This is a genomic window from Arthrobacter sp. Cr_A7, from assembly GCF_029222765.1.
In the GTDB taxonomy this organism is placed as follows: Bacteria; Actinomycetota; Actinomycetes; order Actinomycetales; family Micrococcaceae; genus Arthrobacter.
In genome coordinates this window covers 1-13723 of the sequence record NZ_JARHXQ010000170.1, presented here as the reverse complement: position 1 = coordinate 13723, position 13723 = coordinate 1, and the positions used below count along the sequence as shown (strand labels likewise).

Below are 13723 nucleotides of genomic sequence, written 5' to 3'. Positions count from 1 at the left end.
AGGCCGTCCGCCGGCTGCGAAAGGCAGGCTCGCTGGTGTTCCAGACTGTGACGAACCCGAACGAGGCGGAACAGGCTGCGGCGGTAGGTGTCGACGGCCTCGTGGTTCAGTCGTACAAGGCCGGCGGTCATTCAGGGACCTTGACCCCGGCTACACCTGTCGAGCAAATAACCTTGGCCGAGCTGCTCGACCGCGTCCGATCACGGGTTCAACTCCCTATCTGGGCAGCCGGCGGCATCTCAACGCCGGCCGGTGTTCGGGAAGCACTTGCCCACGGTGCCGAGGCTGCCGTCGTTGGAAGCGTGTTGCTGCGCAGCCCCGAAAGCGGAGCCTCCAAACCCTACAAAGCAGCCCTGGCCGACACCAGCCGCACCGAAACCATCGTCACCACGGCGTTCTCAGGCCGTCCCGCGAGAGCGCTGCGCAACGCCTTCGTGGACCAGTTTCACGGTGTCGCTCCCAGCGGGTACCCGGCAATCCATCACCTGACCAGTCCTATCCGTAAAGCAGCTGCGGCCGCCAACGATCCGGAGAGCATCAATATTTGGGCCGGCACAGGCTACCGCGACGCCACCGAAGAACCAGCAGCGGAGATTCTGCGGCGCCTCGCCGGAGCCAGCTAACGGCAAGGCTGCTGTTCGCGAAAGCGTCAGCTGGTCCCCTACCCGCTACGTAAACTTCGGGACCAGCACCGGGGTGTTCTGCTTGTAGTTCTCATAGTCGGACTGGCCGCCCCACTTCCTGTCCGCTTTCTCCTCCAGCGGGGGCACGCCGCTGCCCTTGATCAGCAACAGTGTCACAAACACCGGGGACACCAGGGCCGCCCACTGCCAGCCCTGCAGCACCGGCAGGGCAATGATGGCCACGCCCACCCACAGCGTGATCTCGCCAAAGTAGTTGGGATGCCGGGACCTGGACCAGAGGCCGGTGCTGATGAAACGTCCCTTGTTGCCGGGGTTGGCCTTGAAACGGGTTTTCTGGACGTCCGCCACCGTCTCAATCGCGATCCCCAGCGCCCAGACAAGCAGGCCCGCCCAGAAGAACCCGTCCAAGCCCACCTTCCGGTCCGAGGTGATGGCCACCCATGCCAGCGCCGCGGTGAGCACCACCCACAGGCCCTGCAGGGTCCAGGTGTTCAGGAACCGGGCAAAGTCAGTCTTGAGCTCATCAAAGCGGTCGTCCTTGCCGTGCTTCATCACGCGCTGGAAAAGGTAGCCGCCCAGCCGGGCAGCCCACAGCACCACCATCGCTGCCAACAGCATGCCGCGCGCGTCCACGCCGGGCGAAGCCAGCACCAGGAGCACCGTGATGGTGATGTACGTCAGGGCGCCGGTGAGGTCGTAAAACTTCTCCGTCTGCGCCTTGTACGACGGAATGAACACGAGCCACTGGATGACGAAGGCGGCGGCCACACCCAGTGCGAACACGGGGAAACCGCCCACGGTGGAGCCGCCCTGGCTCCCCGCGAGGGCAATGAGGACCGCGGCCACCACCGCGATGGGAATGCTGATGAGCGCCTTGCGGCGTTTTTCGGTCATGCGGGTGTGGTCCTTTCACGCAATCCGCCTGGTTCACATAGTCTTCGGAGCCGGGGCGGTGTTGTATGGGTGGCTCCGCATTGCGGGTCCGCGTGGCTCCCGCGGAAGGGGCCGCCGGGCGTAGACTCAGCGCACCACTGACGGCAGAGGCGGGAAGCCATGAAGAGCATCCGGGCGCAGGTCCTTGAAGCAGAACAAAGCGCTGAACTTGGGCCCGGTGAGGACGAACGGTTTTCCGGCTACGGCGTGATGGGCCTGCCCTTCAGCTCCGGCCACGTCCTGGCCATGCGGCGGTTCCCCGTGACCAGCGTTGGGCCCGGATACACCTCGCTGTGGCTGCGGCGCCCCACCGGCGCCTGGACCATTTACGCCGACGCCCCGCCCGAGCTCTCCTGCGCCCGCTACTTTGGCGCGGCCCTGGATGAGGCAGTCCAATGCCCTGTTGATGTCACCTGGACGGGCGACGCCGCCTTCAGCGTCACTGTAGGCGGGGATGTGGACCTGGCATGGGACCTCGAGCTGACGCCCACTCCCGTGACCCGCGCCATGACGGCGGTCATGAGCGCACTGCCCGCACCGCTGCTGGAAAGCCATCCTTTCCTGCGGGTCATGGGCGCCGCAGCAGGACCTGCGCTGAGGGCGGGTCGGCTCGGGCTGACGGGCACCGTGCCCAACCGGCAGGGCTTCCGCGCCAAACCACGCCGGATGTGGTTTGTGTCCGGCAGCTCGGCGTCCCTGGACGGCGAGGATTTCGGCCATCCGCAGCCCCTGCGCATCCAGACCGGGCTGGGCGATTTCTGGATCCCGCAGCGCGGCATCTTCCTGATCGGCGCGTCATCCTACGACCGGCTTGACCTGGTCCGGCATCTTCCGGCCAGCGCGCGCAGGGCCGCCTAGCCTCAACCGGTCACGCCACCAGCCTGGCCACGAGCTCGCCGCGGCTGCCCACGCCCACCTTCCCGAAGAGTGACTTCAGATGGTCGTGCACCGTGTGCGGGGAGATGAACAGGTGGCGGGCGATGTCCGCCGTCGCGTTTCCGGACAGCACCTCCAGGCACACGTCCCGCTCGCGGGCCGTCACCCCGTAGGCCGCCAGCAGCAGGGTGGCCAGGTCCTGCGTGGTGGCCGGCTCCACGGTGACCACCATCTGTTCGGGGTCGTCGCCGGTGATCAGGCGGCTGGCCTGCAGCACCACCCAGTTCTCCCCGGCGTCACGCATCCTGGCCCGCGCCGTGCCGGAAACGGAAGCGTGGGCCTGAGCCACTACCGAGTGCAGCGTCATGGTGAAGCGGCCCGGCGCCGCGTCCTCCACCCCGGCCAGCCAGGCAGCCGCGGCGGGCGTGGCAGCCCGCAGCTCACCGTGCAGTCCGGCGATCACAATCACGGGCCCGACGGCGGCCGGGCGGGCCGGGTGCCCGGCGCGGACGGCGATCCTGGTCGCCGCGGCCAGGGTGGCCGTCACGGCCTCCAGGAATTCCACCTCCCGGTCGGTGAAGTCCTTGCCGCCGGCCCGGAAGATGCTGCCCACTCCCCAGCACGCGTCGTCGATCCGGAAGGCGGCGCGCAGTTCGTGGTCCAGCCCCTGAGGCTTGAGCAGTTCGTTGATCCGGACGCTGCGGACCACGTCCCGGTGCGCGGCGTCCGAGATCCTCGCAATCGGGCGCTGCCGCCGCAGCAGCTCAGCGAACGTGTTCGGTTCCTGGCCCGTGTATTCGCATTCGGCGAAGCGGAGGCTGTACTCCTCATATTCGTCCTTGCCGACCGGCCATGGCCGGTAGTTGGTGATGGAGGTCATCACCATGGAGTCGGGGTCGACGGCGGCCCAGCAGCCCTGCTCGAACGGCACCGCCTGCTGCACCACGGCGAGCGCCGACGGGTAAAGGTCGGCCAGGCTCATCCCGCCGGCGGCGAAGGCGGCGATCTCCCGCCGGGCACGCTCGGCGCGCTCCTCCCACATAGCTCCAGTATCCGCCCAGGGGGCGGCGCCGCAATCCCCCAAAGCGGGGGTTCTTCAAGCACCCCGGAACCCCCTTGCGGGGGATGGGGCAGGCGAGCACCGCCGTCGTACTCTTCCCTCATGAACGCCGTATCCCAGGTTTTCGCGGTACTTGCCGCCCTGATCTACATCGTGGTGTTCCCGCTGGAAAGTTTCCTGATGCACCGCCCGGCGGCGCAGAAGTTCCTGAGCACCCCGCCGCAGAACGTGCCGGCCGTGATGATGTGGGCCATTCCCACCGGGTTCCGCAACCTGATGATCGGCCTGGGAGTCCTGGCCGGAGTGGTGGCGGTGAACATGGGCTACCTGGTGGCGGGCTACACCCTGGTGATCTACTGCTGCGCGAACATGGTGCTCACCGCGCCCGCCATGCTCCTGGCGGACATGCTGGGCCACTACCCCAAAAAAGGCGACAGCATCCCGGGAACCCTTGGCGCCACGCTGCCGGCCCTGATAGCGCTGATCGCGCTGCCGTTGTAAACGAATATTGGAGGTCAACGATGGGACAGGCCCGCGATGTCATGGACCGCCTGATGGCGGCCATGGGATCAAAAGACAAGGAAACGCTGGCACGCTGCTACGCCCCCGGCGCTGTGGCCTACGCCCCTGACCAGGGGGAACTCCGCGGGCGTGATGCCATCGCCGGGTACCTTTTTGGCTTTTGGGAAGCCATGCCGGATGTCCGGTACGAGCATGCGGACAAGCACGAGGCAGACAACGTGGCCATCGACGAGGGGTTTGTGGTGGGCACCAACACCGGGCCCCTGCGCATGCCCTCCGGCGAGACCATGCCCGCCACCGGCCGGCAGCTCCGGATCAGGAGCTGCGACGTGGCCACGGTGGAGGGCGCCGGGATTACCTCCCACCACTTCTACTTCGACCAGATGGAGTTCCTGGCGCAGCTCGGGCTGATGCGCCAAATGTCCGAACACTGGCCGATGCCCGGGCAGGGACCGGGCAGGTCCCTCAGAAGTTTGCCGCCGCAAGCGCGTCGTCCAGGATCGCCAGTCCCGAGGCGGCGTCAGCGTCGCTCACGTTGAGGGGCGGGGCCACATGGATCCGGTTGCCCATGATCAGCGGCAACAGGCCACGCTCCAGGCATGCCTTGGCGAAAGAGGCCATCGGCGCGTTCGACGCACCGACGGCTCCCGGCGGCACGAGCGGTTCCTTGGTGGCCCGGTCGCGGACCAGTTCCATGCTCCACAGGCCGCCGATGCCGCGGAAGTCCCCGATCACCTCGTGCTTCCCGGCCAGCTCCTTCAGTCCTGGCCCGAGGAAATCCCTGCCGAGGCGGGCAGCTGCTTCCACGGTTGCCTCTTCATGCATGGCGTTGATGGCGCCGACGGCTGCCGCGCAGGCGAGCGGGTGGCCGCTGTACGTCAGGCCAGCCGGGTAGGGGCGCTGGGTGAACATCTCATAGATCGCATCACCAATCAGGACTCCGCCCAGCGGCACATAGCCCGAGTTCACACCCTTGGCGAACACCAGCAGGTCCGGTGCCACGCCGTCGTGGTCGACGCCGAACCAGGCTCCCGTGCGGCCAAAGCCCACCATCACCTCGTCGGCGATGTAGACGATGCCGTGCCGGCTGCACAGTTCGCGGACCCCGCGCAGGTAGCCGGCCGGCGGCACGATGACGCCCGAGCTGCCGGTCACGGATTCCAGGACAAGCCCTGCGATGGTGGACGGGCCTTCCAGGAGGATCACCTGCTCCAGGTGCGCGAGGGCCCGCCCACACTCTTCCTCTGCGGTGCTTGATCCGAATGCCGTCCGGTACAGGAAGGGGCCGAAAAAGTGCACGGCACCCGCTGTGCCGGTGTCCGAGGCCCAGCGGCGTGGATCTCCCGTGAGATGGATGGATGTGGTGGTGGAGCCATGGTACGAGCGGTACGCGGAAAGGACTTTCGGCCGGCCGGTGAAGAGACGCGCCATCCGGACGGCGTGCTCGATCGCCTCCGTGCCGCCGGTGGTGAACAGGACATGCCCGAGCCCCTCGGGCGCGACCTCCACAATCAGACGCGCCGCCTCGCCCCGGATGTCGGACGCGTTCCCGGGCGCAAGCGTGCACAGCCGGTCGGCCTGCTCCTTGATGGCGGCGACAATCTTCGGATGCTGGTGGCCGAGGTTGGTGAACACCAGCTGGGAGCTGAAGTCCAGGTAGCGCTTGCCGCTGACGTCGGTGACATGGCTCCCGGATCCGCCTACCAGGGTGGGCACATCGCGCGGCCCCTGGACAGCCCATGGATGGAAGACCAGTTCGTCGAGGTTCATTGACACGTTCCTTCCGAACACCCACGCGGGCCGCTGCTGCTTCAGCGCAGGGCGGCCCGTGGTCGGTGGCTATCCCGTCAACTGGCTACTGTGTGCGTTGGGAGAGGTTAAGGATGTTGCCCTCGCTGTCCAGGAACCAGGCCGATTTGCCCCAGTCATCCGTGGCAAGGCCGTTCTCCGTCTTCAGCCCGGGCATGTCGTAATCCTCGAAGACCACTCCCCTGCCCCGCAGTTCCTCCATGTCGCGTTCGATGTTGTCCGATTCCCAGCCCATCTGCGTGTTCTTCGCCGAACCCGCATTGTCGGTCTGGTAGATGAGGAAACTCGTTCCGTTGCCGCAGCGGTACAGGAGGCTGTACTCCTCCATGGCCTCTGAAGATTCAAGGCCGAGCTTGTCCCGATAAAATTCCTTCGCCCTGTTGATGTCCTTCGCAGCGAGGACGGCCATGACTGCAGAATCCTTGAGCATGATGAATTCCTTTGTGCATTGTTCGCGTCGGCGGCGATGCTCTCCCCTGTGACGTTCCCGGAATATCCCTACTCCGGGGCCGCGTGGCAACCCTGTCCGCCATAAGCCGGGTTGGCCACCTGGGACCCTGCTGCGCAACGCCAGCCTTCATCGGCGCGAAAGAGTCCCCGAAGCTTATGGGCCCATTATGGAACCGAAATGCGGCTACGGAAATAGGCGATTCTTAGTGGCTGTGCGACCCGTTCAAACCCTTGGCGTAGGCAGCCTGGCCCACGTGCTGGAGGCAGTCCGCGAGGATGCTGACCAGGCGTACGCCGAGGGTGACGGGCGGGTCCCAGCGGGTGTCCACCACGCGGTCCAGATCTCCGCCCTCGAGTGTTTTCAGGAACCCCACGGTCTGCCGGTGGACCGCGTCGTAGTACTCCAGCAGCAGGCCCGCCGGCGCCTGCACGGCGTCCACCTGGTCGCTCGAATGGCCGTAGCCGGTATCCTTCCGGGACAACGGAAGACCGAAGCGGCCCACGAAATCCTGCGCGGTCCAGACCTGTTCGAGGCCGGCCGCGTCCGCCACCTGCGCGTCCTCCACCCGGCCCAGGTGCCAGATCAGCCATGCAATCGAGTTGCCGGTGCCCGCCGGCCTGTCGGTGAGGGATCCGTCGTCGAGCCCTTCAAGGACCGCTTCCACCGTTTCCCGGATCCTGCCGAAGGCGTCCAGCAGCAGATCATTCGACTTCATCATGAGCTCCTTAGGGCCATCTTTTGGTTCACATCCGAGCGGGAACCATGGCGCCATCCTATGCGCGCTGTTTTTCGTTGAGGGGCGGCGGGGCTGCGCAAGGTGAACAATGATTTCATGAGCTACCGGAAGGATCCCCGGGTGGACCAGTACATTGATGCCCTTCCGCCGTGGCAGCAGGACATCTGCCACCAGGTGCGGGACCTTGTCCACGCGGCCGACCCCGACGTCGAGGAGACCATCAAGCGGACCGTCCAGCCCTACTTCGTCCTGGAAGGCAACGTTTGTGCGCTCCTCGCCGCGAAGGACCATGTGAACGTTTTCCTGTACGACGGCGGGCTCTCCCCGGACCCGCAGGGAATCATCACCGGCGGGCACGGCAACAAGACCGGCCGCACCGTCGCCATCAAAGAAGGCGAGCCCATCAACGGGCAGGCCCTGGGCGACATCTTCACGGCGATCATCGCCACCAACCGTGCCGGCGGCTGGCGGAAGGTCACTTCGGGCCAGTAGCCGGTCGCGTGCGAACCATGCGGATCTCGGGCAGGCTTTCCCATTCCGGCGGCAACAGCGCGCTCCTTCCGTCAGGCCGGAAGCCGTTCTTGCGGTAGAAAGCGTGCGCGCGGGGGTTGTTCTCCAGCACCCACAGGTACGCCGGCTGCTCCCCCACGGCGGCTGCCAGCAGCGCTGCCCCAAGCCCCGTGCCGTGCGTCCGCCGCAGCGTGTAGATCGAGTACAGCTCCAGCGGCACGGGACCGTCCTCGTCACGGCCAGGACCGGCGTCGGCAAAGCCCACCACCGCGCCAGTAGCATCCTCGGCGACGATCCGCGGCGCGGCGTCAGCAAGAAAACGACGACGGCGTTCCACGCGTTCCGGGACGGCGGCCCGGCGGGCACGGAAAAAGTCAGCCGACAACAGGTGCGGGTAGCATTCCTCGTGGGCCAGCGTATGCATCTCCACCAGCGCCTCGGCGTCGCCAGGAACAGCCTGGCGAAGAACGTAGTCCATGACCCAGCCTAACCAGTAGCGGCCTGCCCAACCCATTCGATCCTCCCGAGCCAGCCGGCCAGGATGGGCAGCACCACTGCACTGTGCATCGCACTCAGGTGGTTGAGGCCGGGAAGGACGTGCACCTCCCAGCCGGCTGCCACGAGTTCATCCCGGTGCTCAGCCAACGGCGCGCCGATCCGCACCTGCACCCCGCCCCACTGCGGACTGTAGTCGATCTGGTCGTCTCCGCCGGCGAAGGCGAGGCGCGGCAACGCAGCCGGGGCCGCCGTCGTCGAATCGTTGAAGTCCCGGAGCGCCTCGTAGAGGGTGACGAACTGGCGGGTCTGGGCCTCCGTGGTCTGGACGGCAGCAGAGTCCCAGTCCCCCGGCTCGGCCTCGGCCACCGGCACCGACGCCGGATCCGGGGCTTGGGTGGACGCGGTGTGCGCGGCCCGGGTCACGGCCAGCATGCTCCGGTACGGGCCGTCCACCGGCGGGAACCCGCCCATGGCAAGGGCCCGGAGACGGTCGGTGCGCAGGGACAGCTGGAGGCCGGCCAGCGCCAACCAGGAGTAGCCGTAGTAGCCAAAGGCGTCCGCGCCGGCGGCGTCGGCGATGGCCAGGAGGTCGGCGGCCAGGTTGTCCGGCGTGAGGGTGTCCGGGGCGGGGTATGCCATCCGGTGCCCTTCATAGTCGGCCGTGATCACCCGGTTCGTCGGCGCCAGACCGTTCACGAGGGCCGGTCCGAGGTCCGGCTCGCCGCCCCACTTGCTGATGATCTCGGCCTCGGCGGACGGATGCGGCTGCAGCCGGACGGACAGCAGCAATGCCGGACCGTGACCGTGGACCGTGACGGGAATGGTGGAACCATCGTGAAGCACGGCCTCCAGCTCAGCAGCCATTGCGGGTCCCTTTCCTGGGTACGGATGCGCAGCACCTTCAGCATGGCACCCGCTCCCGCGTCTGTCGTCGTTTGTTCATCTGGAATACCAGATGGGCAGAGGGATACCGTTGAGTACGGGTTGATCCAGCCTTGGAATACCAAGTACCATCAACGGAGCCCGTTTCCCCGCCGGGCGCCATCCCCAAGGAGACAATGATGTGCCTTCATGACCACACCTCTGCCCCTACACCGGCGGCCAGCCTCCCGCGCCGTGGCATCCTCGCCGGAGCCGCGGCGCTCGCCGGAATCTCCGTGGCCAGCATCGCCGCGCAGCTCGGCGGCGCATCCGCGGCGCAGGCCGGCGAGAAGCCCTCATCAGGCCCGAACTACCACGGCAGTCCGCTGACCCATCCGCCGCTGATTATCGAAGGCGGCACCATCGTGGATCCCCAGACCGGCGGTGCCATCGAGGACGGCGTCCTGGTGCTCGACGGCGGCAAGGTGGCCGCCGTCGGAACGCGCGACGAGACCCGTGAGGCTGTCGCCGCCGTCGCCGGACGTGCCCGTGTCCTGAACGCGTCCGGCCGGTGGGTGCTGCCCGGTCTTGTGGACGTCCACGTCCACGCGAACGCACTTGCCGACGCGCGGGCCATCCTGCAGGGCGGCGCCACCAGCGTCCGGAGCGGGTCCAGCAGCTTCTACCAGGACGTGGCGCTGGCAGCACTGCCGGCCTGGGCACCCGGTGTCTCCCCGCGCATGACGCCTGCCGGGCTGTTTATCTCCCCGGACCTCGGCGACTCGCTCCTTGCCGATCCGGACCTCGCCCCGCTGGCCACCCTTCCCACCGGCGTCCGGGAAACCGCTGACCTGGCGTACCTCACCCGCGTGAACCTTTCGCGCGGCGCCCAGGTCATCAAGACCCGCGCCAACCCGCGTGCGGGCATCCCGGAGCAGGACCCGCGTGAGCTGGTTTACAACCAGGAGCAGCTGTCCGCTGTTGTGAAGGCTGCCAGGGGCGCGGGCGTGCTCTGCCACGCCTACAGTGCGGAGGGGATCGACGGCGCCGTCCGCGCCGGGGTGCGCAGCATCGAACACGGCGTCTTCGTCTCCGAGGGCACTATCGCGGAGATGGTGCGCCGGGGGACCTATTTCACGCCCACCATGGACGCGATCACCAGCATGGCGGCCTCCCCGAACCCCATCCTCGCGGCGCGCGGCAAGGAATACGCACCTATCCTGCAAGCCGCGGTGCGGGCAGCGAAGGATGCCGGCGTGACCATCGTGGCCGGCACCGACTCCTTCGGAACGGACGTCACCCCGATCGGCACCGAAGCCCGCCTGCTCGCCGAAGCCGGCCTGTCCCCGCTGGAGGCGCTGCAGTCAGCTACCGTCCACGCGGCGCGGCTGCTCGGGCTGGGCAACGACGCGGGCCGGCTGGTCCGTGGCGGCTTCGCCGACGCGATTGTGGTGGACGCGGATCCTCTGTCCAGTGCGTCCGCACTTGAGCAGGTCCGGGTTGTTGTGGCGCAGGGAGCGGTTGTCCGGAACGGGCTTTAACGACGAAATGCCGCGGACACCTTTCGAAAGGTATCCGCGGCATTGTTGAATCCCCCAAGCGTTTAGCTAAGCCTCGCGCGCGATCCCGCTTTCACAACCAACCTCGCAGCTCACTGCAAGCCGGGCCAGCCCTAAGATTGGTTTCTGCGGCTACTTCGCTATACCGCCGTGTCGGCTGCAGGCTCCCTGGCGGGTGGTGCTGGGCCAGACATAGCCATCACTGCAGATGATCGTGCCACCGCTGTTAGGGACTGCGGGGGCAGCCGGAGCAGCAGGAGCCGCGGGAGCCGGGGCGGGTGCAGCAGGAACGGCCGGTGCCGGTACGGCCTTGCGGGCTGCGGCATCCCGTGCAGCCTGATCCGCCGCAGCCTGCGCGGCAGCGGCGGCTTCCGCAGCAGCCTTTTCGGCTGCTGCCTTTTGAGCCGCGGCCAGCTCGGCGGCAGCCTTTTCTGCAGCGGCCTTTTCGGCGGCAACCTTCTCGGCCTCGATCAGCTCGAGGGACTTGACCCCGAGTTTCACGGTGGAGCCCTCTTCCGCCTGGGTATTCTCAGCCGGGTCCTGGGAGATTACCTGCCAGTTGCTCTTCTTGACGATCGACTTGCCGTCCACTATGTCTTTCGCCTCGACCTCAAACCCGAGGTCTTCCAGCTGCTCCGTCGCCTTATCGAGGGTCAGGCCCACGACTCCGGGAACGCCAACCTTTGCCGCAGCAGTGGTGGCTACAGCAGTTGCCGCCGATGCCGGTTCCGTTGCCTCCTGCTTGCTGCTGCAGCCTGTGATCATCAAGCCAGCGAGCACAACCACTGCCAGCGTCTTCTTCAGGGCTCCTCCCGGAGCCTGCGGATTGAGTGTCATTTTTCCCCCTGGGAATGTTTGTGTGGGTGATGCGGATGGGTGCGAAACCCGGGTAAAGAGAGCGCCTATTCGCAGGCCACGCCGTCCGAGTCCCTGTCAAGCGCGGGCCGGTAGCCACCCTGTCCGGCATACAGCGGAGAGGCGCCGGCAGCCTTCGCCGCGGCACAGTTCGCGTAGTAGGCAGCCGCCGGTGCGGGCGCCGGGGCTGCAGGCGCCGGGGCAGGTGCCACGGGGGCGGGAGCAGGGGCTGCAGGTGCCGCGGCGGGTGCTGCGGGTGCAGGAGCAACCGGGGCCGGAGCCTGGACAGCAGGAGCAGGTGCAACAGCGGCGGGTGCCGGCTCAGGTGCCACACGTGCCGGTGAGGCCACAGGAGCCTGGGAAGTCGTCGGCGCGAGCTGACCGCTGCAGTCAGCGAGGATGCGTGCCATGGCGTCGTGCTCTGCCTGGGTCACCCACAACCCGTAGGTCGCCTTCACCGATATCTGCCGGGCGACGTATTCGCACCGGAAGCCCTTGTTCGGCGGCAGCCAGGTGGCGGCGTCGCCGTCGCCCTTTTTCATGTTGGTCGGCCCGTCGGTCGCCTGAAGGTTCAGCGGATCGTTGGCGAACGCCGTCCGCTGGTCAGTGGTCAGCTGCTGTGCGCCCTTCTGCCAGGCGTCGCTCAGGGCGACTACATGGTCGATCTGGACGGCCGAGCTCGTTGCGGTTCCCCGCAGGAAGCTGATGTTCGTGCCCGTGTAGGGGTCCGCCAGCATACCGGACTGCACCTTGCACGGGACGCTGTTGGTGAACGTAATTCCCGTCAGGTCGCGTTTGAGGGTGTCGTTCCGGGTGTCGCAGCCGTTGCGGTCAACATCCGCCCACGCCTGGCCGAACAGCGCGCGGTCATATCCCGTCTTCGGCGCGCGTCCCTTGATGGGAAGTGCGGCCAGCAGATCCAGCGCCTTGGTTGCGTAGGCGGGCTGCGGGTTGGGCGACGTCACGGACACACCCTGCGCCACCAGGGAGGGCGTCTCGGGATCCAGCGGGGCACCCGTTTCCTGTGCGGTAGGAGTGGACGACGGCGTTGCGCTGGCTGTGGCTGATGGGCTCGCCTTTGAATATGCGGCTGTCGCGGCGGTGTCAGATGCGGCTGCCTCGAGGTCCTGCGTCGACACACGAGGGAGGGCGAGTCCACCGGCGATGAAAAGCACGAAAGCGGTGGCGAGGGCAACGGCGCCCGCCTTCCGCTTGGCGGGAAGCCACGCCCAGGATCGGCGTCCGGTGAGCAGGACATAAAGCCCGGTAAGGGCCGCCGAGATGGCTGCAAAGACCAGTGCGAGCCCAATCCCGCTGCTCAGCGCGCCCAACAGCATAAAGAGTGCGGTGATGCCGCCGACGATAAACGTGGAGGCGCCCGGTTTACGCGGCAGCTTCGGCGACGGAACGGATGGTGCTGGACCCAAAAGGGCCTCGTATTCGGACATTCTTTCCCCAATTAAGTGGGCCCACAAAGAAGGCCCGGCAATTTGCCGGGCCTTCTGCTTAGCCCGGCAAATGTGTCGTCGACGAGCCTATTTCTCTTTTTTGGGGTTAACGCACGATTACCGTGATCCTCGCCTAAGATTGAGCAGCTCTTGATCAGGCCTTGAGGAAACTGTCCGGGCTGCGCAGTTTCGGCTTAACAATTGCACTTACACAACGGGCATGCCGTCAACAGCCGCTTTCTTCCGGCGTTTGCTTCTGCCAACAGCAACGGAAATTGCCACGATCACGCCAATCATGACGAAGAGGGCGGTTATCAGTGTGCCGGCTCCGCGGAACCACACGCCGTCGCTTTCGTAGCCGAGCACTATCGCGTGGCTGGGATCCGCTTCCCGGTAGACCACTGTGACGTACGAGCCAACCTCGGGGTGCTGGTCATGGTCTACGGCTGCCCAGGTAACGTGGTCCGTCCCGTCCAGGGACATGAACTCCACCTCAATGTCGCGCTCGGAAGCCTTGGTGACGTCGTCGAATTCAACGATGGTCCCCGTTGTGTGGGTGCCGGTTCGGGCCAATTCTTCGTCGATGTTGATAATGTGCTGCCCGAACACGATCATCGCGGGCCCCAGGCAGAGGACCAGCACCGTCACAACGAGGTTCAGCACCTGCCCCAGCGACAACTTCGACTTACGGTTTTCAGCAGTTCTACGCCCAGTCACTGCACCATTCTGCCGGACAGAAGACCTGCCCGTTGCCACACCGACCCACGCAAAAACCGTCCCCGCCCCCACGTTGCTCTGTCAGTTGTGGTCGCTATGCGGGGTGTTTGGGCGCGTTATCTGATAGAGCTCCCTGGTTTCCCTGCAGGAGGTGATGGGGCGTCACCGATTTCCCTGCAGGACGTGAGAGAGCGTCGGTGGTTTTGGTGCAGGAGGTGATGGGGCGTCCGGGGTTTTGGTGCAG

The 13723-nt window shown here is 66.6% G+C and carries 16 protein-coding genes; 6 read left to right on the top strand and 10 right to left on the bottom strand.

Features of this window, described 5'->3' with window-relative positions; genetic code table 11:
- The coding region (locus tag P2Q66_RS10520; protein ID WP_275727846.1) for a nitronate monooxygenase at positions 1 to 623 on the top strand (623 nt) is incomplete at its 5' end.
- Positions 624 to 668: 45 nt separating this feature from the next.
- On the opposite strand, the gene P2Q66_RS10515 is transcribed toward P2Q66_RS10520, so the two are convergent.
- The gene (locus tag P2Q66_RS10515) at positions 669 to 1538 is read right to left on the bottom strand and encodes a DUF1295 domain-containing protein (RefSeq protein WP_275727844.1); all 870 of its coding nucleotides are present in this window, start codon (positions 1536 to 1538) and stop codon (positions 669 to 671) included.
- Between the two features lie 159 nt (positions 1539 to 1697).
- On the opposite strand from P2Q66_RS10515, the gene P2Q66_RS10510 reads away from it, so the two are divergent.
- Positions 1698 to 2435, top strand: a complete 738-nt coding sequence (locus P2Q66_RS10510; RefSeq protein WP_275727841.1) for a hypothetical protein — start codon at positions 1698 to 1700, stop codon at positions 2433 to 2435.
- 10 nt (positions 2436 to 2445) lie between these two features.
- Here the strand turns inward: P2Q66_RS10510 and P2Q66_RS10505 are convergent, their stop codons facing one another.
- Positions 2446 to 3495 carry a helix-turn-helix transcriptional regulator gene (locus P2Q66_RS10505; protein ID WP_275727840.1) on the bottom strand — a complete coding sequence of 350 codons (1050 nt, stop codon included), beginning with the start codon at positions 3493 to 3495 and terminating at the stop codon, positions 2446 to 2448.
- A gap of 120 nt (positions 3496 to 3615) precedes the next feature.
- On the opposite strand from P2Q66_RS10505, the gene P2Q66_RS10500 reads away from it, so the two are divergent.
- Positions 3616 to 4014, top strand: coding sequence for a DUF1304 domain-containing protein (locus P2Q66_RS10500; protein ID WP_275727838.1), 399 nt, complete (start codon positions 3616 to 3618; stop codon positions 4012 to 4014).
- 20 nt (positions 4015 to 4034) lie between these two features.
- Positions 4035 to 4574 (top strand): nuclear transport factor 2 family protein, encoded by a 540-nt coding sequence (locus P2Q66_RS10495; RefSeq protein ID WP_275727836.1) that lies wholly within the window; start codon positions 4035 to 4037, stop codon positions 4572 to 4574.
- Here P2Q66_RS10495 and P2Q66_RS10490 read toward each other — a convergent pair.
- The 3 genes from P2Q66_RS10490 to P2Q66_RS10480 form a co-directional block, all read right to left on the bottom strand.
- Complete coding sequence (locus tag P2Q66_RS10490; protein ID WP_275727835.1) at positions 4501 to 5805, bottom strand: aspartate aminotransferase family protein; 1305 nt, start codon at positions 5803 to 5805, stop codon at positions 4501 to 4503. The genes P2Q66_RS10495 and P2Q66_RS10490 overlap by 74 nt on opposite strands.
- Positions 5806 to 5890: 85 nt before the next feature.
- Positions 5891 to 6274 (bottom strand): VOC family protein, encoded by a 384-nt coding sequence (locus tag P2Q66_RS10485; protein ID WP_079598505.1) that lies wholly within the window; start codon positions 6272 to 6274, stop codon positions 5891 to 5893.
- Between the two features lie 223 nt (positions 6275 to 6497).
- Positions 6498 to 7010, bottom strand: a complete 513-nt coding sequence (locus P2Q66_RS10480; protein ID WP_115526005.1) for a DUF664 domain-containing protein — start codon at positions 7008 to 7010, stop codon at positions 6498 to 6500.
- A 117-nt stretch (positions 7011 to 7127) separates the two neighbouring features.
- Here P2Q66_RS10480 and P2Q66_RS10475 point away from each other — a divergent pair, with 117 nt between their 5' ends.
- A complete protein-coding gene (locus P2Q66_RS10475; protein ID WP_275727833.1) occupies positions 7128 to 7523 on the top strand; it encodes a DUF1801 domain-containing protein in 396 nt (131 codons plus the stop codon).
- On the opposite strand, the gene P2Q66_RS10470 is transcribed toward P2Q66_RS10475, so the two are convergent.
- Together P2Q66_RS10470 and P2Q66_RS10465 are read right to left on the bottom strand one after the other, a co-directional pair.
- Positions 7507 to 8019, bottom strand: a complete 513-nt coding sequence (locus tag P2Q66_RS10470) for a GNAT family N-acetyltransferase (RefSeq protein WP_275727832.1) — start codon at positions 8017 to 8019, stop codon at positions 7507 to 7509. The genes P2Q66_RS10475 and P2Q66_RS10470 overlap by 17 nt on opposite strands.
- An 8-nt stretch (positions 8020 to 8027) precedes the next feature.
- The gene (locus tag P2Q66_RS10465; protein WP_275727830.1) at positions 8028 to 8903 is read right to left on the bottom strand and encodes an alpha/beta hydrolase; all 876 of its coding nucleotides are present in this window, start codon (positions 8901 to 8903) and stop codon (positions 8028 to 8030) included.
- A 194-nt stretch (positions 8904 to 9097) separates the two neighbouring features.
- On the opposite strand from P2Q66_RS10465, the gene P2Q66_RS10460 reads away from it, so the two are divergent.
- Positions 9098 to 10441 carry an amidohydrolase family protein gene (locus P2Q66_RS10460; RefSeq protein ID WP_275727828.1) on the top strand — a complete coding sequence of 448 codons (1344 nt, stop codon included), beginning with the start codon at positions 9098 to 9100 and terminating at the stop codon, positions 10439 to 10441.
- Positions 10442 to 10591: 150 nt separating this feature from the next.
- On the opposite strand, the gene P2Q66_RS10455 is transcribed toward P2Q66_RS10460, so the two are convergent.
- The 3 genes from P2Q66_RS10455 to P2Q66_RS10445 all read right to left on the bottom strand — a co-directional run bounded on the left by P2Q66_RS10455 (position 10592) and on the right by P2Q66_RS10445 (position 13479).
- The gene (locus P2Q66_RS10455) at positions 10592 to 11296 is read right to left on the bottom strand and encodes a PASTA domain-containing protein (RefSeq protein ID WP_275727826.1); all 705 of its coding nucleotides are present in this window, start codon (positions 11294 to 11296) and stop codon (positions 10592 to 10594) included.
- Positions 11297 to 11361: 65 nt separating this feature from the next.
- Positions 11362 to 12762, bottom strand: a complete 1401-nt coding sequence (locus P2Q66_RS10450) for a DUF1524 domain-containing protein (RefSeq protein ID WP_275727824.1) — start codon at positions 12760 to 12762, stop codon at positions 11362 to 11364.
- A 207-nt stretch (positions 12763 to 12969) separates the two neighbouring features.
- On the bottom strand, positions 12970 to 13479 hold the full coding sequence (locus P2Q66_RS10445; RefSeq protein ID WP_275727823.1) for a DUF3592 domain-containing protein: 510 nt from the start codon (positions 13477 to 13479) through the stop codon (positions 12970 to 12972).
- Positions 13480 to 13723: the final 244 nt, after the last annotated feature.